At 35.9% G+C, this 19944-nt stretch carries 20 protein-coding genes; 13 read left to right on the top strand and 7 right to left on the bottom strand.

Annotated elements, in window-relative coordinates; translation table 11 throughout:
• Positions 1 to 20 precede the first annotated feature (20 nt).
• The 9 genes from AC27VX_RS06465 (at position 21) to AC27VX_RS06425 (ending at position 10273) form a co-directional block, all read left to right on the top strand.
• On the top strand, positions 21 to 416 hold the full coding sequence (locus AC27VX_RS06465; protein ID WP_236859021.1) for an acyl-CoA thioesterase: 396 nt from the start codon (positions 21 to 23) through the stop codon (positions 414 to 416).
• Positions 413 to 973, top strand: a complete 561-nt coding sequence (locus tag AC27VX_RS06460) for a helix-turn-helix domain-containing protein (RefSeq protein ID WP_488694514.1) — start codon at positions 413 to 415, stop codon at positions 971 to 973. Before AC27VX_RS06465 ends, AC27VX_RS06460 begins: the two co-directional genes overlap by 4 nt.
• A 224-nt stretch (positions 974 to 1197) precedes the next feature.
• The gene (locus AC27VX_RS06455; RefSeq protein ID WP_488694512.1) at positions 1198 to 4044 is read left to right on the top strand and encodes a heavy metal translocating P-type ATPase; all 2847 of its coding nucleotides are present in this window, start codon (positions 1198 to 1200) and stop codon (positions 4042 to 4044) included.
• A 4-nt stretch (positions 4045 to 4048) separates the two neighbouring features.
• Positions 4049 to 4777 carry a DUF72 domain-containing protein gene (locus AC27VX_RS06450; protein WP_488694510.1) on the top strand — a complete coding sequence of 243 codons (729 nt, stop codon included), beginning with the start codon at positions 4049 to 4051 and terminating at the stop codon, positions 4775 to 4777.
• 306 nt (positions 4778 to 5083) lie between these two features.
• The gene (locus tag AC27VX_RS06445; protein WP_236859017.1) at positions 5084 to 5944 is read left to right on the top strand and encodes a polysaccharide deacetylase family protein; all 861 of its coding nucleotides are present in this window, start codon (positions 5084 to 5086) and stop codon (positions 5942 to 5944) included.
• A gap of 63 nt (positions 5945 to 6007) precedes the next feature.
• Positions 6008 to 6667 carry a YggS family pyridoxal phosphate-dependent enzyme gene (locus tag AC27VX_RS06440; protein WP_488694508.1) on the top strand — a complete coding sequence of 220 codons (660 nt, stop codon included), beginning with the start codon at positions 6008 to 6010 and terminating at the stop codon, positions 6665 to 6667.
• Positions 6668 to 6723: 56 nt separating this feature from the next.
• A complete protein-coding gene (locus tag AC27VX_RS06435) occupies positions 6724 to 7908 on the top strand; it encodes a sigma-54-dependent transcriptional regulator (RefSeq protein ID WP_236859015.1) in 1185 nt (394 codons plus the stop codon).
• Between the two features lie 99 nt (positions 7909 to 8007).
• On the top strand, positions 8008 to 9369 hold the full coding sequence (locus AC27VX_RS06430) for an MATE family efflux transporter (RefSeq protein WP_236859014.1): 1362 nt from the start codon (positions 8008 to 8010) through the stop codon (positions 9367 to 9369).
• Between the two features lie 79 nt (positions 9370 to 9448).
• Positions 9449 to 10273, top strand: a complete 825-nt coding sequence (locus AC27VX_RS06425) for a GLPGLI family protein (protein ID WP_236859013.1) — start codon at positions 9449 to 9451, stop codon at positions 10271 to 10273.
• Between the two features lie 85 nt (positions 10274 to 10358).
• On the opposite strand, the gene AC27VX_RS06420 is transcribed toward AC27VX_RS06425, so the two are convergent.
• On the bottom strand, positions 10359 to 10862 hold the full coding sequence (locus tag AC27VX_RS06420) for a GNAT family N-acetyltransferase (RefSeq protein WP_488694505.1): 504 nt from the start codon (positions 10860 to 10862) through the stop codon (positions 10359 to 10361).
• Between the two features lie 327 nt (positions 10863 to 11189).
• Entirely contained in the window at positions 11190 to 11753 is a 564-nt protein-coding gene (locus tag AC27VX_RS06415) for a Crp/Fnr family transcriptional regulator (protein ID WP_488694503.1), read from the bottom strand.
• 77 nt (positions 11754 to 11830) lie between these two features.
• Between AC27VX_RS06415 and AC27VX_RS06410 the strand changes: the two genes are divergently transcribed.
• Entirely contained in the window at positions 11831 to 12520 is a 690-nt protein-coding gene (locus AC27VX_RS06410) for an HAD family hydrolase (RefSeq protein ID WP_488694501.1), read from the top strand.
• A 94-nt stretch (positions 12521 to 12614) separates the two neighbouring features.
• Here the strand turns inward: AC27VX_RS06410 and AC27VX_RS06405 are convergent, their stop codons facing one another.
• Positions 12615 to 15017: an alpha/beta hydrolase family protein gene (locus tag AC27VX_RS06405; RefSeq protein ID WP_488694499.1), complete on the bottom strand. Its 2403-nt coding sequence runs from the start codon at positions 15015 to 15017 to the stop codon at positions 12615 to 12617.
• 122 nt (positions 15018 to 15139) lie between these two features.
• Between AC27VX_RS06405 and AC27VX_RS06400 the strand changes: the two genes are divergently transcribed.
• Complete coding sequence (locus AC27VX_RS06400; protein WP_236859008.1) at positions 15140 to 15301, top strand: bacteriocin-like protein; 162 nt, start codon at positions 15140 to 15142, stop codon at positions 15299 to 15301.
• Positions 15302 to 15374: 73 nt separating this feature from the next.
• Here the strand turns inward: AC27VX_RS06400 and AC27VX_RS06395 are convergent, their stop codons facing one another.
• Together AC27VX_RS06395 and era are read right to left on the bottom strand one after the other, a co-directional pair.
• Positions 15375 to 15803, bottom strand: a complete 429-nt coding sequence (locus AC27VX_RS06395) for a DoxX family protein (protein ID WP_236859007.1) — start codon at positions 15801 to 15803, stop codon at positions 15375 to 15377.
• A gap of 66 nt (positions 15804 to 15869) precedes the next feature.
• Positions 15870 to 16745 carry a GTPase Era gene (gene era / locus AC27VX_RS06390; protein WP_236859006.1) on the bottom strand — a complete coding sequence of 292 codons (876 nt, stop codon included), beginning with the start codon at positions 16743 to 16745 and terminating at the stop codon, positions 15870 to 15872.
• Positions 16746 to 17075: 330 nt separating this feature from the next.
• Here era and AC27VX_RS06385 point away from each other — a divergent pair, with 330 nt between their 5' ends.
• The gene (locus AC27VX_RS06385; protein WP_236859005.1) at positions 17076 to 17639 is read left to right on the top strand and encodes a Crp/Fnr family transcriptional regulator; all 564 of its coding nucleotides are present in this window, start codon (positions 17076 to 17078) and stop codon (positions 17637 to 17639) included.
• Positions 17640 to 17863: 224 nt separating this feature from the next.
• Positions 17864 to 18193 (top strand): DMT family transporter, encoded by a 330-nt coding sequence (locus AC27VX_RS06380; protein ID WP_236859004.1) that lies wholly within the window; start codon positions 17864 to 17866, stop codon positions 18191 to 18193.
• Between the two features lie 66 nt (positions 18194 to 18259).
• On the opposite strand, the gene AC27VX_RS06375 is transcribed toward AC27VX_RS06380, so the two are convergent.
• Both AC27VX_RS06375 and map read right to left on the bottom strand, forming a co-directional pair.
• A complete protein-coding gene (locus AC27VX_RS06375; protein WP_488694496.1) occupies positions 18260 to 19027 on the bottom strand; it encodes a class I SAM-dependent methyltransferase in 768 nt (255 codons plus the stop codon).
• The gene (map, locus tag AC27VX_RS06370; RefSeq protein WP_236859002.1) at positions 19027 to 19836 is read right to left on the bottom strand and encodes a type I methionyl aminopeptidase; all 810 of its coding nucleotides are present in this window, start codon (positions 19834 to 19836) and stop codon (positions 19027 to 19029) included. Before map ends, AC27VX_RS06375 begins: the two co-directional genes overlap by 1 nt.
• Positions 19837 to 19944: the final 108 nt, after the last annotated feature.

Here is a 19944-nt window from a genome sequence, read left to right as displayed (position 1 = left end):
TATTAATAAATTATTACAACATGAACTACCATACCAGAAAATGGGTAAAACCCGAAGATTTGAATCCTAACCACTCTCTTTTTGGAGGGAGACTATTACAATGGATTGATGAAGAAGCAGCATTATATGCTATTATCCAGCTGGAAAACACAAAAGTGGTTACCAAATTCATTTCCGAAATCAATTTCGTAAGCTCTGCCAAACAGGGGGATATTATTGAAATAGGTATTGAAGCCATGAGCTTCGGTTCCACCTCTATTACTTTAAGATGTGATGTCCGAAACAAAATGACCCACCAGACTATTATTACAGTTGAAAAGATTGTTATGGTTAACCTTGATGCTGATGGAAATCCTGCTCCTCATGGTAAAACTCAGATCGAATTTGTAAAAGATAGGCTAAACAACGGATTATGAAATTTTTCATAAAGAATATGGTCTGTAATAGATGTATTGCTGCTGTAGAAAACATCTTCAATTCTTCGGATATAAAAATAAAATCCATTATACTGGGTGAAGTAGAAACAGATACTGAAGTTTCCGCAGAAAAGATGCAGATTATCGAACAGCAGCTCCTTTATACCGGCTTTGAAAGAATTATGGATTCTGCACATCAGCTTGCCGAAAAAATAAAAAATATGATCATTCTGAAAGTCAGTGAGCTGGATATTGATGAAGATTTTCTTCTTTCTGAATTTTTAAGTTCAAGGCTTCATAAAGACTATAGTTCTCTTTCCAAAACGTTCTCACAAAATGAAAATATTACTTTAGAACAATTTTTCATTCTTCAAAAAATAGAAAAAGTAAAGGAGCTCCTTCTATATAATGAATTCAATCTTACTGAAATCGCAGGAAAGCTCGGCTATAAAAGTGTTCAGCATCTGTCTTCACAATTCAGAAATATCACAGGCTTCACTCCTACTGCATTTAAAAAACTGAAGGAGCACAACAGGAAATCACTTGATAATGTTTAGTACATCCGGAAATAAAGAAACTTTACAAACGTAGGAATTAGTACGAGAAATGTGTATGGTTTCAATATCCGGATTTCTCTCTTAATTATGCGTATTTCTGACAAGAATTACACTTTCCCTCCGAACTCAAATTTACGCCGTTCTTAATTTTATAACTATTATCCTTAAATTTATAACAGCCTTACCATTCCATTTTGGAAATTTGTAATATAAATTTAAGAATCATGGAACGACAGTATAAAATACTTGGAATGACCTGTTCAGGTTGCCAGAAAAAGATTTCGAATCAACTGAACAGTGTTCAGGGAGTAAAAGCTGATGTCAATCTGGAGAGCGGTATAGCAACAATCACTTCCGATCCTGAGATCGGACTTTCGGTTTTAAACGATGCTTTGGCAGAAATTGGAAAATACAGACTTGAAGACCCTAATAATCCGGAAAAAGCTTTTGTAAAACCTCAGGACCGCGTATCGCCATCGTCAGTATATTACTGCCCAATGGAGTGCGAAGGTGAAAAAGTTTACTTTAAGCAAGGCGAAAGATGCCCTGTATGTAATATGTACCTTGTTCCCATTGAAGAGAAACTGACAAAAGACCCTGGCTATAAACCCACTTATTCATCTACACATCTTCCGGAAAACTTTAAAGATAATATTGGAAAATATTATTGCCCGATGTTCTGTGAAAAAGACAAAGTATATGATGAAAAAGGAGACTGCCCCGTTTGTCATATGCACTTAGAGCCTATTACTGAAGACCTTGCTCAAAAAGCAGACATACACCAGCATTCTCATTCTCATGAACACAGTCATCATCAGGAAGCTCCAAAAGTTACTGATGAAATGGCTGGCAGATATTACTGTCCAATGTACTGTGAAGGTGATAAAACCTATGACTCTAATGTAGGATGCCCGGTATGTGGAATGGATCTTGTAAAATATCCTGAAAAGAAAACCGCGAAATACACCTGTCCCATGCATCCTGAGATTATTCGTGATGAACCTGGTGACTGCCCTATCTGCGGAATGGATCTCGTAAGAATGCCTGACAGTGGAGATGATGATGAAGATGAAACCTACAACATATTAAAAAGGAAATTTATTATCTCATTGGCCTTTACCATCCCTGTTTTTATTCTCTCTATGGGTGGAATGTTTATCAATTTCCCTTTTTCTCACCAGATTCAAGCGGTTATTGAGCTTGCCCTCACCCTTCCTGTTATGTTTTATTCCGGATGGTTTCTGCTGAAAAGAGGATGGGTTTCTTTTACAACCTGGAACCTTAATATGTTCAGCCTTATTGCTCTCGGAGTAGCAGCTGCCTTTATCTTCAGTATTACAGCACTAATCTTTCCGGATATTATCCCTCACGAAATTCGCGGCCACAATCATGAGATCCCGCTGTATTTCGAAGCAGTCTGTGTTATTTTGACTCTTGTCATTTTAGGCCAGCTGATGGAAGCAGCAGCCCATAAGAAAACAGGTAATGCCATTAAAGAATTAATGAATCTCTCACCGGACGAGGCTAATCTAATGATCAACGGGGAGGAAAAAAAAGTTTTACTTTCTCACGTTAAAATAGGAGACCTGCTAAAAGTAAAACCTGGTGAAAAAATTCCGGTGGACGGAAAAATCGTTGAAGGAAATTCAATTGTTGATGAAAGCATGATTACAGGAGAACCCGTTCCTGTTGAAAAGAATATAAATGATAGAGTTTCTTCGGGAACAATCAATGGGAATCAGGTGTTTATTATGAAGGCTAAAAAAGTAGGTGACGAAACTCTCCTTTCCCAGATTATCAAAATGGTGAATGAAGCCAGCCGAAGCAAAGCTCCTATTCAGAAACTCACTGATAAGGTGGCTAAAGTCTTCGTTCCTACAGTAATCCTTATTGCTGTTCTTACATTTATTGTATGGCAGTTTTTCGGACCTGAAGGGAAAAGAAGTTTATTTGCTTTTGTAAATGCCGTTGCTGTTCTGATTGTTGCGTGTCCGTGCGCTCTTGGCCTTGCCACACCAATGTCCTTAATGGTAGGAATTGGGAAAGGTGCTAAAAATGGTATTCTGATCAAGAACGCTGAAGCGCTTGAACAGATGAATAAAATAAATGTTTTAATCACTGATAAAACAGGAACTCTGACAGAGGGAAAACCATCTGTAGAATATATTGAAACCGTAAACAACGGTGATAAAAACGAAATTTTAAAATTAGCATTTTCATTAAATCAAAACTCTGAACACCCGCTTTCCAATGCAGTTATTAAAAAAGCTAAAGAGGAAAAGGTATCTGCAGAAAAAGTAAATCAGTTTGAAAACATTTCCGGAAAGGGTGTCAAAGGAAATATCAATGGTAAAACAGCTTATCTGGGGAACGAAAACCTACTGACCTCTCATCAGATTCAGATTCCGAATGCTTTAAAACAAAAAGCTGTAGAAGTACAGTCAAAGGCGCACACCATCTCTTATATTGCGCAAGACCAAAACGTACTGGGCTTCATCAGTTTTACAGATAAGATCAAAGAAAGCTCTAAAAAAGCCGTAAAACAACTGATGGACGAAGGAATTGACGTTATCATGATGACAGGAGATAATGAACATACCGCTAAAGCTGTAGCTGATGAGCTTGGAATAAAACACTTTAAAGCAAACTGTCTTCCGGAAGATAAACTGAACGAGGTAAAAAGACTACAGCAGCAAGGCAAAATAGTAGCCATGACCGGTGACGGAATCAATGACTCTCCTGCCCTGGCCCAATCTGATGTGGGAATTGCAATGGGAACCGGAACTGACGTAGCCATTGAAAGCGCAGAAATCACTTTACTGAAAGGAGATATTCTGGGAGTTGCCAAAGCAAAGTTATTAAGTGAAAAGCTTCTTAAAAATATCAAAGAGAATTTATTTTTCGCATTCATCTATAATGTCCTGGGAGTTCCGGTAGCGGCAGGATTATTGTATCCATTCTTTGGAATTCTCTTATCACCAATGATTGCTGCAGCTGCAATGAGCTTCAGTTCACTGTCTGTGATTTTGAATTCATTAAGATTAAACTCAGTGGATCTGGATATAAAATAATAGTATGAAAAAAGGAAGTCTTTACATAGGGTGCTCAGGATTTTATAATAACGACTGGAAAGGGTCATTATATCCTGAAAACGCTCCCAGTAAAGACTTTCTTTCTTTATATTCACAAACTTTCAATGCCGTAGAAATCAATTCAACATTCTATAGAAAACCAACAGCAAAAACACTTTTGAAATGGTATGATGAAACTCCGGATTTGTTTAGATTTTTCATTAAAATACCTAAAACCATCACCCATGAAAATCGGCTTGAAAATTCTAAGGAAGAAATTACAGCATTCTGTAATCACATACAAAGCAATCTGAAAGATAAGCTTTCCGAGTTTCTATACCAATTTCCTCCTTCTTTTAAAAACACATCAGAAAACATAAACCGTATTATTACGAATATAGACCACTCCTTTCTGAATGTGATTGAGTTCCGCCACAGCTCATGGTGGGAAAAAGAAATATTTGATCTTTTAAAAGATCATAATATTGTTTTTTCCGGTGTAAGTTTTCCGGGCGACCTTCCCGGGGATGTGATCCTCAATCATCCGAAAGCTCTTTATTACAGGCTTCACGGAAAACCCGTCCTTTACAAATCTGAATACAGTGAAACCTTCATGAATGAGCTTGCTGAAAAAGTCAGGAACACCCCGCAAACCCTCTTTATATTTTTCAACAATACCTGGGGGATTGCTGCCATTAGAAATGCATTGTATCTAAAAAGCATTTTAGAATAGGACTGTTCATCCTATTTTCAATTTTTCTAATTTTTGTTAAAATAAAAATAATTCTCCAACACATGAAGAATATTGAAACATCAACAAATATAGAGAAAGACTATTGCTTTAATAATTATAAATGTTAAAACAGAAACGAAACAAAACATAATTTCACAATCAGTACATTAGCACGAATTGCCTTTATCATCAAGTTCTTAAAATAAGCTTAAAAAGGTAAAATAAAGCTCAAATTGGCATATAATTTGTTAACATTCTGTCGTTATTTTTAACGATTTTTAACAACTTAAATCTCCCTTACCCTAAATGAGAAAAAAATTTGCGGGAAAGTCAAAAAACACGACTTTTCTCGGGATGCTTGCATTGATGAGTGCAACTTCAGTTTTATTGAACAGCTGTAATTTCAAGAATGATGTGAACCCCTCCATCAATTCACAGGAACATCCTGCCGCAGAAACCGTCCCCAAAATGGACGAAGAAAACGTGGATCCTGATAAAAGAGTGATCTACCTTACTTTTGATGATGGCCCAAATCAGGGTACAGAAAACCTTCTTAAAATCCTGGACAAAAGAAATGTTTGTGCGACTGCCTTTCTGGTCGGAAAACATGCCTATGGAAGTAAAAAACAAAAAGACGATTTGGAACTGTTAAAGCAAAATCCTTTAATAGAACTGGCTAATCACAGCTTTTCTCATGCTCACAACAAATACACTGATTTTTACAAAAATGCTGATGCTGTTGTGAATGATTTCGATATTGCCAAAGACAGTTTAAAACTTACTGATAAAATAGCAAGAACTCCCGGCAGAAATATCTGGAGACTCAATAATATAAATATTACTGATATCAAAAGCAGTACTGCTGCGGCAAATGGCCTTAAAAAAGCAGGTTATAAAGTAATCGGATGGGATCTGGAGTGGAGACCTTCCCAAAAAATGACATTGAAAGGAAGCCATGAAGCCATGCTTAAAAAAGTAGACAGTATCTTCTTTAACGATCTTGAAAAGACTTCAAGACACCTTGTTTTTCTTACTCATGACCAATACCTCAGAGATACAGATTCTATCAACGAATTGGATCTGTTTATTGAAAAACTTCAGAAGAGTAATAAATTCGTTTTCAGAAAGATTTCTCAGTATCCGAAAATCAACGAGGTTCTGAATTAATTCCTGTATAAAACCTGAGATATAAACTAGCAACTGTCAAGTAAATTTCGGAAATTTGCCTACATGAGTATTAAAGAAAATTATAAAGCCATCCAAGATCAGCTTCCATCCGGGGTTCAACTGGTTGCCGTTTCAAAGACGCATCCGGTTTCTGCGATACAAGAAGTATATAATCTTGGACAGAGAATCTTCGGAGAAAATAAAGTTCAGGAGCTGATGGAAAAACAGCCTCTTCTTCCTTCAGATATTCAATGGCATCTGATCGGGCACTTACAGACCAACAAAGTCAAATATATAGCTCCTTTTGTAGATACTATACAGAGTGTAGATTCTCAAAAACTATTGTCAGAGATCAATAAAGAGGCAGGGAAGCATAATAGAATCATTAAAGTTCTTCTTCAGGTGAAAATTGCGGCGGAAGAAACCAAGTTCGGACTTGAGATTTCTGAGGCAAAAGATCTTTTTCAACAATATATTGACGGTAGTTTTCCTAATATTGAAATTACCGGGCTGATGGGGATGGCAACATTCACGGAAGATGAACAGCAGGTCAGAAAAGAGTTTTTAATTTTAAAAAGTCTTTTTGATGAACTCAACGAACTAAAAACACTGGATACTTTATCAATGGGAATGAGTGATGATTTTCCATTGGCCATTGAGTCTGGGGCCAATTCTGTGCGGGTTGGATCTGCTATTTTCGGCAGAAGAGACTATTCAAAGTAGAATTTTTAGGTACGGTTTTTGCTAATAATTGAAACAAAAAATTTAAATTTGCAACTATGCAAAAAATCCTTATAGTAGAAGACGAAAAAGCAATCTCAGGAGTACTTCACAGTATTCTTTCGGATGAACTCACCGATTATGAATTTGTTATCGCTGAAGACGGCCTTGAAGGCTACAAACAGGTAGAAAAAGAAGATTTCGCTTTGGTGATTTCTGATATCAAAATGCCTAAACTTTCAGGAACCGAACTTTTAAAGCAAAGTCTTTCCCTAAAACCTGAAACTACTTTTATCATGATCTCGGGACACGCAGATATCGATTCTGCTGTTTCTTGCTTAAAAGAGGGTGCATATGATTTTATTTCCAAGCCAATTGACATCAACAGGCTGATCACAAGCGTGAAAAATGCGCTGGTAAAAGAAACACTGAAGAAAGAAAACAAAAATCTTCAGACTGAAAATAAAACATTAAAGAGAAAAGTAAATAAAAAATACCAAATGATCGGTGATTCTCCTGCTTTAAAGAAGATTCAGGATATGATCGAGAAGGTAGCCGTTTCTGATGCGAGAGTTTTAATTACAGGTCCTAACGGTGCCGGTAAAGAACTGGTAGCCCACGCTATTCACAATCAAAGTGACCGCGCAAGAGGACCAATGATTGAAGTAAACTGTGCTGCAATCCCATCTGAGCTTATTGAATCTGAACTTTTCGGACACGTAAAAGGTTCTTTTACGGGTGCTATCAAAGATAAACAGGGAAAGTTTGAACAGGCTAACGGAGGTACTATTTTTCTTGATGAGATTGGTGATATGAGCCTTATCGCTCAGGCTAAAGTATTGAGAGCCCTTCAGGAAAGCAAAGTTTCTCCGGTAGGAAGTGATAAAGAAATAAAAGTTGATGTAAGAGTAATTGCAGCAACAAATAAAAATATGCAGAAAGAAATTGAGGAAGGAAAATTCAGAGAAGACCTTTACCACAGACTTTCTGTAATTGAAATTTATGTTCCGCCATTGGACGAAAGAAAAGAGGATATCAAATTATTGGTCGACCACTTCTCCGGCATGATTGCTGACGAGCACGGTACTGCAGTGAAAAAGTTTGATGATAAAGCTATTGATGCTTTAAAAGCTCTTTCGTGGACTGGAAATATCAGAGAGTTAAGAAATGTTGTGGAAAGATTGATCATTCTTGGTGGAAATTCTGTTTCTGAAGGTGACGTTGCAAGTTTTGTAAGGAAATAATTTATCGATTATTCACTATATTATAAAAATTTGCAGTAACTACTGCAAATTTTTTTTTTGCCCTGTTTTAATTATAAACTATATGAATCTTAAAATATTATGAACTTTTTAAACAAAAACTATACAAAAGAGTGCCTGACTTTGGCTCTGCCTGTGATGCTTACTCAGGTGGGGCAGGTTTCAGTAAACTTATTCGACAATATTATTGTCGGTAAGCTGCTGGGTGCTGATGCATTGGCATCTGTTTCATTAGGAAACGCTGTATTTTTCTCCATATTTGTATTGGCACTTGGGTTTTCATTTGCAATACCGCCATTGGTTTCGGAAGCGCATTCCAAAGAAGATCACGCCACCATCAATTCTGTTTTCAGCCACGGATTTATCATCAATATGTCTGTCGGAATTATCCTGACAGTTGTTTTACTTCTTGGGATGCCTCTACTCTACCACTCGGGGCAGCCTGCCAAGATCATTCCGGATACCGTGAGTTTCTTAAGTATTATGGTGATCAGTATGATTCCGTTTATGGCATTTCAAACCCTTCGTGAGGTTTCTGAAGGACTGTCTTACACGATAGGAGTTACCAAAGCCACCATTATTGCCAATATTATCAACATTGTACTGAACTATGTATTTATCAAAGGTCTTTGGGGAATACCTGCGATGGGAGTGAAAGGATCTGCCCTGGCTACTCTTATTTCAAGAATTTTCATGGTTGTTTTCCTTTATTTTGTTTTGCTTAAAGAAGAGCGTACAAGACGTTATATTAAAGATTTTTCATTGAAAATTCAGGTTTTTTCTAAGAAAATGTTTGATAAAATGGTAAAACTGGGACTGCCAACTGCTTTACAGATGTTCTTTGAAGTAACTGCTTTTGCGGGAGCTGCCTTTATTTGCGGGCTGATCTCTGCTCATGATATTGCTTCTCACCAAATCGCTTTAAGTATGGCTTCCTTCACATTCAATTTATGTGTAGGCTTCAGTGTTGCTTCCACAGTAATGATCGGAAGAAAAGTGGGTGAACAAAATTTTGTTGAGCTTAGAAAAGCAGGCATTAACAACCTTAAGATTGCCTTTATTTTTATGTGTATCTGCGGATTAATTTTCATTCTGGGTAGAAATATACTTCCTACTTTCTTTACGAAAAAAGAAGAAATTGAAGTAATCACTCTTGCCTCAAAACTGATGATTATTGCTGCTTTATTCCAGCTTTCTGATGGAATTCAGGTAACAGCTTTGGGAATGCTCAGAGGGCTGCAGGATGTGAAAATCCCGTCTATTTATACCTTTATCGCTTATTGGGTAATTACGATTCCTTTAGGTTATTTCTTCTGTGTCACCTTAAAAATGGGAGCTTTCGGAATGTGGATTGCCCTGGGACTGGGATTAACGATATCAGCGGTCTTTCTGGTAAAAAGATTTTTGAATATGTCTGCGAAAAGAATAAAGCAGAATTTGTAAAAATAAAATACGATACGTGAAAAACGCAGAGCTATAGCTCTGCGTTTTTTATTATTTTTGCCTCTTCAAAATAATAAACATGAAAAAAACACTAATCATCTTTGCTTTATACACAGCTTCACTATATCAATCTCAAACCAACAGATTTACCTATGAACTTCAGTACCGAAAAGAAACAACTGATGAATATAGAAAAAGTCTGATGAATCTGGATATCAGTCCTAAGTCTGTTAAATTTTACGATAAGGACTTTGCTGATTATGATTTAAAAAATAAGGAAGCTAATCAGTCAGTTTCCCATTACAGTACAAAAACCGACCAGGTTGTTGAAAGAGAGCCTGAATCTTTCAATAACAGATGGTACAGAGATTTCTTTGAGTATTTTGTGGTAAAAACACATGACGAGATGAATTGGCAGGTACTTAATGAAACCAAAGAATACAATGGTTATAAACTTCAAAAAGCCACCACAGATTTTGGAGGCAGAAGCTGGAGTGCATGGTTTTCCAACGAGGTCAATATCAAAGAGGGTCCTTATAAATTCGGAGGCCTTCCCGGGCTGATCTTTATTCTTGAAGATACGGATAAAAATTTCATCTATAAGCTCATTAACAACGAAAAGCTTGTTGCAGATTACGACACTAAAGATTTTGTAGAAACCCACTATGGGAAGCCGGCACTTCCTATCACCAATGAAAAATTCAATACATATATTGAAGATATTTACCAAAACCCTACAAGGTTATTTTCAGAAAAGATAAAGAATGGAGGAAATTTAACCTTTAAAAATGAAAGTGTAGAATCTGTTGAAGAACTTAACAGGAAAAAAGAAATGCTGCAGAAAGGTATTAAAGGACGGTATATTTATATTGAAAAGGATAAAGAACCTTTATTTAAAGGCTGAATAGAATATAAATAAAACGGCAGTCTCAAAAATAACGCTCCTTGTGGCAGGTTTACGATACTTTTGAGACTGCTATTTTTATATGCTAATCAATCCTTTTACCCAATATGACAAGGCTTCTTTCTACTCCATCCAGAATAGCTACATTAGGAAGGTTTCCCCAATCTTCAAAACCAAAGTAACGGAAGAGTTTTAAGCTCGGCTCATTATGAAGAAATATAAGAGCCACCAGGTTATTTACCCCAAATTTTCCGGCATTGTCTATGCAATATTGAAGAATAGTCTTCCCATAGCCTTTTCCTCTGCTGCTTTCATCCAGATAAATACTTACTTCCACTGTTCCGCTATAGGCCGCTCTTTCATGAAAAGAACTAAAGCTCACCCAACCTACTATCTGATTTTCCTGATCTTCAACCACCCAAAGAGGTCTTGTTTCAGGGTTATGATCATCAAACCATTTCTGCTTGCTTTCTACGGAAACTTCTTCTACATCTGCGGTCACCATCCTTGATGCGATTGTTGAATTGTATATCTCTACAATTTTCTCTAAATCGGATAACTCGGCATTTCTGAACTTTAATTGTTCCATGGATTAAATTCAACTTATTTAAATACAAAAATAGTAAATTTTAAAAATACCCCTATCAATTTACAATTGAATTATTCATTTTTTATATTTAAATAAACACACCCCTAAATTAAATAACAAAAAAATCAATATAAATTATTTTTACATGAATGTTTTATTTTGAAAAATCGCTAAAATGTAATAGGTTTTATTATTCGAATACTTTAAAGACATAAGGATTCTATCTCCGATAAAATTGAATATTTATTATTTTTAACCACTAGGATATTTTACCAATCAAGCAGATTAAAAGAAAAATTCTTTATGTTTTGTGTTTTATCAACTGCTTTATTTCACATCTTTTAAAATTCTATTTAAACTTCTCACCGTAATCCCCAGATAGGCCGCCATATCTTCTTTTGAGATCTGAATTCCTTGTTTGGACTGCATATCCAGCAACTGCATTACAGTATGTTCTACCGTATATAGCTGTTGATAGGATGCCCTGCTGGAAGTATTGATAATTCTTTCTGCGAAAGAATCCAGTAGTAAGTGATTCAGAGCAAGATCGTTTTTGATTAAAGATTTAAAATGGGAAATATTTGTTTCATATACGGTTACTTCAGATACGGCTTTTACACTACATAAACAGCTGATATTTTTAATCATCTCCACTTCTCCCAGTATTTCACCTTTTCCCAGAAATTCGACAATATATTCTTTGCCGTTTTCTTCAGTAAAATAACATTTAACGATTCCCTCTTTTAGAAGCATCAGCCTTGACAGCGGTTGATCCTGCCTTAAAATATTTTCATCCCTGGAAAAGGATTTCAGTACAATATCATCTTTATGATTCTGATCATTATAAAGATTCTCAAAATAGCTTAAAAACGCCTGATTTGTTCGTAACATATCTGATCCGGGACAAATGTCCTTTTCTTATTTATTTTTTATACTGAATTTTGTGAGTAGAAAATTACAAAACAAAAATGAATAATCATATTACCACTATTGCCTTTGATGCAGATGATACACTTTGGATCAATGAACCTTATTTTCAGGAGGCAGAGAAAGAATTCTGTATCATACTGGAAGATTATCTTCCACTTCATTCGGTATCACAGGCGTTATTTGAAACCGAAATGAAGAATCTTCATTTATATGGTTACGGAGTAAAAGGGTTTATGTTGTGTATGATTGAAACTATTGGCAGAGTTTCCAATAATACGGCATCATTAGAGCTTGTAAATAAAGCTATCCGGCTCGGTCAGGATCTTCTTCAAAAACCCATTGAGCTTCTGGATGGAGTCACGGAAACCCTTGAAAGCCTGAAAGGGAAATACCGATTAGTGGTTGCTACAAAAGGGGATCTTCTGGATCAGGAACGTAAACTGAAAAACTCGGGATTACAGGATTATTTTCATCACATTGAGATCATGAGTGACAAAAAAGAAAATGATTACAGAAAACTGTTGAAACATCTGGACTGCCAGCCTGAAAATTTTCTAATGTTAGGAAATTCCATTAAATCAGATATTTTGCCCGTACTGGAAATCGGGGGATCAGCGGCTCATATTCCTTATCATGTCACCTGGAACCACGAACAGCATGATCGCAATCTGGAACATCCAAATTTTATGGAACTGGAAAGTATTAATGGAATCCTGAAGCATCTGTAAAAATGATTAATCATTAGGTTTAAAAGTACATTCTGCTGTAGGATAAGACCAAAATAAAAAAGAGGCTGCTTGTCATAAACAGCCTCTCTCAATATTATTTTTTCAAACACTTTTCAAGGAATTGATCCTGTTCCCATAAAAGATGTAAAATATTCTCCTTAGCCTGGTATCCATGGGCCTCTTTTGGAAGAAGAACCATTTTTACCGGAGCGCCAAGGTTTTTCAGTGCCTGGAAATACCTTTCTGTCTGTAAGGTAAATGTACCGGGATTGTTGTCTGCATCACCATGTATCAGAAGAAGTGGTGTTTTCATTTGATCAGCATGCATGAATGGAGACATCGTATTGTAGATCTCCGGAACGTCCCAATAATTTCTCTGCTCACTCTGAAATCCGAAAGGAGTTAAGGTTCTGTTATAAGCACCACTTCGTGCAATACCACATGCAAAAAGGTTAGAATGGGTCAACAGATTCGCTGTCATAAAGGCACCATAAGAATGTCCTCCTACAGCCACTTTCTTTCTGTCGATATATCCTAACTGGTCTACAGCATCAATTGCCGCTGCTGCATTAGCTACCAGCTGAGGGATGAAAGTATCATTTGGCTCTGTTTTTCCTTCACCAATGATTGGGAAAGCGGCATTATCTAAAACAGCATACCCTTTGGCGGTCCAATATACAAAAGAACCGTAAGTAGGGAATGTAAAGTCATTGTCATTCTGAGTACTCTGTCCTGCGGTATCCTTATCTTTAAATTCTCTGGGATATGCCCAGATTAATAACGGCAGTTTTTCCTTCTTAGCCTTTCTGTCATAGTTTGCAGGTAAGTAAAGCGTTCCTGTAAGGGTTACACCATCATTCCTTTTATAAGTAATAACTTCTTTATAAACATTCTTTAATCCTTCAAATGGATTTTCAAAATTAGTTACTGCAAAGGCTTTATTAGACTTAATATTCTTTTTAAAATAATTAGGATACTGGCTTGAAGACTGTTGGGTTGTCAATATCTCTCCTTTTGAAGGGTCGAGAATATCAACAATCACTTCTTTCGTATTCTTAAGGTTTGAAGTATAAAGTCTCTTCTTTTTGAGAGATTTAACATCCATCTCATCAATGAACGGATGCTGACCATCTTTAGTAAACCCATCTCCTATCAGATAAGCCTTATCTCCTTTCATATCAACAACAGTTCTTCCATACTGATTTTTCACAGTATTAAAATTTCCCGGATCACTGTATACATCCTGAGAATTTCTGTCATCGATCACTTTTGCCTCCCCGTTATTAAGGTCGATCAGGTAAGATTTTGTATTTCTGGTATCATACCATTCTTCAGAAACAATGGCAAAGTGGTTATTGGTCCAGCTTACCCCATCATATCTCTGTTTTGTTTTGAAAAAAGATTTCGGAGATGCTGTAAATGGTGCTTCCCATGTGAAGATCTCGTCTCTGTATTCGGAAGATCTAGACTGGTCACCTCCATCCAGTGCTTCAGCGAAAACCAGTGTTGCAGGCGCATCACTTCTCCACATCATATTTCTTTTCCCTGTTCTTACAGATGAAAAGCCTTTAGGCATGATTTCATTCAGAGGAACTTCATTCACTGCTTTTACAAGATTTCCATTCAAATCATAAACAGTAGTTACTGATGGAAATCTGCTTAACGGCACAATATAAGAGAATGGCTTTTTAATCACGGTTGTCATTAAATAGTTTCCGTCAGGAGAAAAGCTAAGTCCGGAATACATATCCTGATCTTTCACTTTTTTAAGAATTCCGTTAAGGTCTACTTTATAGATTTCTGAAGCAGTAAGAGTCTCAAAGTTTTTTTCATCCTGAGGATTCTTTAAGAGATCCTGGTACGTTCTGTTTTGTGATGCCTTTCCATCCGAGGTAGAAACAATTGGCCCTGTTGGAAGATCTTTATCAGAATCTATCAAAGCAGGTCTGTTCTGAGGAAGTGTCTTGATCAGTAAACTCTGTGAATCATTATACCAGCTATAAGGCGTTCCTAAATTCGCATTCAGGTTATCTGCTGTCACTTTTTTTGCAGAAACCGTTTCCATATCGACGATCCAGAGCTCTACCCCTTTGGTTGTCGTATTGGTAAAAGCAAGTTTCTTTTCATCAGGAGAAAATGAAATATAAGTAATTCTAGCCTCTGCTGGTAAGTTTTTTACCTGAATTTCATTTTTATCGCTAATTTTTCTGATCTTCAAATTATTGAAGTAGGTAGCTGTACTTGAAATATTCGTCACGGGATTAATTCTCAATCCTCCCAATTTCATTTCCTGCTGACTAAGATCCTGAAGTGTTTTATAAGTTGCGCGGTAAGTAAAAACCACCCAATCTTTTTTATTATTCATCAAAACGCTTGGCGGCCTTTGATAATCTGCCAGCTTAAGAATCTCAGCAGAAGGCTTTTGATAAGTAATATTTTCCTGTGCATCATAAAAATTGAGAAATGCCAAAAGGCAAATTGTCAGTTTTATCTTCATATAAATTCATTTTCTACGAAAGTAGTGAATTTTAACACATTTATAAAATCAAAAAATAACACACTTATCAGTGTCATATTGTGTATGTTTTCATTACATTTATCAAACCAAATTAAAACAATATGAAAAATTTAAGAAAATTATCAAAAAGAAGTCTGAAAACAATTATCGGAGGGAATGCCCCTTTATGCGATTCGGGCTATAGAGCATGCGTGGTAGGAAGAACTGATACAGGATCACCAATCTGGGATTGTATACCAACTTCATATCCTTGCAGACCTTAAATAAAACAAAGAGGCATCTCACTTTATGAGATGCCTCTTCTATTTTGTATTTTTTATCTTAGTTAGTATAGGTTTACCAATCTGAAGCTCTTTTTCTTCTTTCTATCATATGGTCTACAGAAACCTTTCCAGCCCCCATGACTATTAACAGTAGATAAACTGAAAGGTAAATAAGACTCATTTCTCTCTTCTCAAAAGGATCTGCTCCATGAACCACAAATGCAGCAATCACCATGGTAAAAATCAAAAATCCTAATGAAACTCTTGTAAAGAGCCCTAATATCAGTAATATTGAACATACAAACTCTGCAAAGACCGTAAGAATCAAAGATATCTGAGGGCCTAATCCCATAAAATCAAAAAAATCGATTTTACCTCCTGCTAACAGCATCTGAAGTTTTGGGAATCCATGAGACAGCATTGCAAAACCTACAAATACCCTCACTGCCAATAAAACAATATCTTTAAGTATCGATCCTGAATTTGAATTGTTATAGTTCATTTACTAAAAAATTTAGACTAAGGTAATAAAAATCTTTTAATACAAAGGGGTTACAACGTTTTTAGTTTATCTGTAACCGAAATTTTTAAGGTCTCTGTCATTCTTTCTCCAGTCCTTTTTCACTTTTACAAATAAGTTTAAGTGAATTTTCTTAGAGAAAAATTTCTCAAGATCCAATCTTGCTTCAGTTCCTACCTTTTTGATTGCTTCTCCTTTGTGACCTATAATGATTCCTTTCTGGGTATCTCTTTCTACATAGATAATAGAATCTATAAAGATAATTCCCTCTTTTTCCTTAAACTGCTCAGTTACCACTTCTACAGAATATGGAATTTCTTTATCATAGTTCAAAAGAATTTTCTCACGTATTGCCTCATTAACAAAGAATCTCTCGGGTTTATCCGTATATTGATCCTTATCATAGTATGGAGGGTTCTCAGGGAGTAATGATTTTATTTTAGGTAAGATAACCTCTGTATTGAAAGCATTCAGTGCAGAGATAGGAAGAATTTCCGCTTTTGGAATTCTATTGTGCCATTCTTCTACCAGTTTTTCAAGACCTGCCTGATCGGTTTGGTCTACTTTATTCAATAACAGAAGTACAGGAACAGGGATTTTATTTAACTTATCAATCAAAAACTCTGAAGGTTCCGCTTTATCGGTAACGTCTACAATAAACAGAAATACATCTGCATCCTGTAAAGAGTCTTTTACAAAATCCATCATTTTTTCCTGCAGGCCGTATTTAGGATCTAATACTCCGGGAGTATCAGAAAATACAATCTGAAGGTCTTCTTCATTATAAATACCAAAAATTCTGTGACGGGTTGTCTGAGCTTTCTGCGTTACAATCGCCAGCTTCTCCCCCATTAATTGGTTGAGCAGTGTAGATTTTCCGGCATTAGGCTTTCCAACTATATTTACAAATCCAGCTTTGTGCATAAAAATAATATTACGAACTGCAAAGTTAGTAAAACAAAATTGGTCTTTACAGTTAATCTCAATATTTAAAAGAAAAAAGAGAGTTATGTAGCATTAAATATGTTTAACAAAGGAAACTCTGAAGGGCAATTTTTATTTATTTTTTATAAAATCATCGTCAATCGGGTTATTTCAAAATAAATAAGAATCAACAGAAATCAAAGGGTATTAAGATAAGCTTTGATTTAAGAAATATTACCTTCAATTTAGAATGTTTCTTATAAAAATTATCACATAATTTTGTATTGCATTACTTAAAACTGATACTTTTGAATATTAGAATTCATTTTTATGAATATAGACCAGATTCTTGACTCCATTTACATTCTCCCTGAAGCTTCTAAAAACAGCTTAAAAGAGCATATTACAGAAGTTTCCCATCCTAAGGGATTCTGCCTGATGGAAGCTGATAAAGTAATTCCGTATGTTTATTTTATCCGTAAGGGTATTGCACGTGCTTATTCTTCCACGTCAGAAAATGATATTACATTCTGGTTTGGAAGTGAAGGCCAATGTGTGCTTTCCATGAAAAGCTATGTGGAAGACAAACCGGGTTATGAAAGCATTGAATTACTTGAAGACTGTGATCTGTATGTACTGGAAACGGAAAATCTCAGAAAACTTTTTAATGAAGATATTCATATGGCCAACTGGGGAAGAAAATTAGCCGAAGCGGAGATGATAAAGTCTGAGGAACTCATTATTTCAAGACAGTTCAAAACTTCTTTGGAGCGATATAAAGATATCATTTCCTATCAGCCTGATTTACTTAAGAGAGTTCAGCTCGGTTATATTGCATCGTATCTTGGAATTACCCAGGTAAGCTTAAGCAGAATCCGTGCGGAGATTAAATAATAGAAAATGAGAGATACATCCTTTTTTATAAATTATATTCAAACCTTAATTGCTGTTTCAATTGATAACGATTGAATGGAATTTCTTATTGAAACTACATTAGCTTTCTTCTCCCGGGCTTTCTATTTTATTTCATAAAACATATTTTTATGGATCATTTTTTAACAATTGTAAAATTTTTTCTCCTTTCAAATACTGAAATTTGCAGAAGAAAAATTTAAAAAATGAATTGGATTATCTTAGTTATTGCCGGGTTATTTGAAGTTGCATTCGCATCTTGTCTAGGAAAGGCAAAGGAAACCTCCGGAACGGAATCTTATTACTGGTTTGCAGGCTTCCTGGTGACAATGACAATAAGTATGGTGCTACTTATTAAAGCCACTCAGGCATTACCTATCGGTACGGCCTATGCGGTATGGACAGGAATTGGAGCAGTGGGAACTGCCTTAATGGGAATTTTCTTTTTTAAGGATCCTGTAAGCTTCTGGAGAATATTTTTCATTATCACCTTAATTGGTTCTGTGATTGGCTTAAAGGCTGTTTCTTCGCACTAAAAGAAGAGATGTAATATAAACAACTATCTAAAAAAACGTCTTCAGGATCTGAAGACGTTTTTATTTTTATTTCTTGTAAACTATAGGTAAGATCTCATTATGCCTTAACCCATATTTTTTAATTTCTTCTTCGGAGAATTTCTGCGAATAGAAGTTGGGTTCTATTTCAAAACCTGCCTTCTTTAAACGGTCAAAATAATCCATTCCGTACCAGCGAACATGATCGTACTGTCCGAAGTGTTTCTGGCGTTCTTTCGGGTCTGTGATTGTAAAATCTTCGTAAGTTTTCTCCAAAGAATTTTTCATCGGTACCTGAAGAATTCCCCATCCACCTGGTTTCATTACTCTATACAGTTCACTCATTGCTTTTGCATCATCTTCAATATGTTCCAAAACATGATTACAGAAAACAATATCGAAGGTTTCACTCTCAAAAGGCAAGTCCAGAATATCTGCCTTTACATCTACTATCGGAGAGTAAAGATCTGCTGAAATATAGTTCAGATTGCTCATCCTTTTGAATTTCCTTAAAAATTCCTGTTCGGGAGCAATGTGAAGTACTTTATAATTTTTAATGAAGAAATCAGTTTCATTCTGAAGATAAAGCCACATCTGACGATGTCTTTCCAGGCTTAAAGTTCCCGGGGAAAGCGCATTTTCTCTTTGCTTTCCGTATCCATAAGGAAGAAATTTCCTGTAGGATCTTCCATCTATAGGATCGAAAAACTCATCTCCTTTGAAAAACTGATAAATAAGAGGTCTTGCCCAGATGCTCATTTTAATCAGCATGGGGCGTGGAATTTTATTCAGTAAAAGTTTAGTTACCTTTTTCATTAAAAATCCAGTTGGAACTGCTTTTCTTCATCACTTACAATCCCTAAAGCTTCATACACATAGTCAAATGTTGAAAGCAATACCGGCTTACCGTTGATTACTGCTACATCATGTTCGAAGTGAGCAGATGGCAGATTATCTAAAGTAGTTACTGTCCAGCCGTCATTATGGAATTTTACTTTTTCGGTACCAAGGTTGATCATTGGTTCAATAGCAATAGCCAAACCGTCTTTGATCACTTTTCCACTTCCCTGTCTGCCATAGTTAGGTACTTGTGGATCTTCGTGCATCTTTCTTCCCAAACCATGTCCTACAAGTTCTTTTACTACTCCATACCCTTCTTTTTCACAATGTGCCTGGATAGCGTGGGAAATATCCCCTATTCTTTTTCCTCTTACACACTGCGCAATCCCTTTGTAAAGAGATTCTTTGGTAACCTGCAGTAATTTTTTAACCTCCGGTGCTACTTCACCGATTTCAAAAGTATAGGCATGATCTCCTACGAAACCATTAAGGATAACTCCACAGTCTACAGAAAGAACATCTCCTTCTTTTACGACTTCATTATTAGGAAAACCATGAACTACCTGGTCATTCGGAGAAATACACAGAGAGTTCGGGAAACCTCCATATCCCAAGAATGCAGGTTCAGCACCATGATCTTTGATAAAGTCATGAGCCAGTTTATCTAAATATAAGGTAGTAATCCCCGGTTTAATTTCCTTTGCCAACATTCCCAATGTTTTAGAAACCAGTCGGGCACTCTCCTTCATAAGACGCAATTCGTCTATCGTTTTTAATTGAATCATTGTTGTATAGATGTTAGATATTAGATACAAGAAGTTAATATCACAGCATTGTGTGCATTTAACTTTTAATGATCTATCAACTTTTCTAATAATACTCAAGAAGCTCAA

Source organism: Chryseobacterium sp. 14P4.3.2 (genome assembly GCF_057799275.1).
Note: the sequence above shows the minus strand (reverse complement) of the source record. Positions and strands in the feature narration are given on the sequence as shown.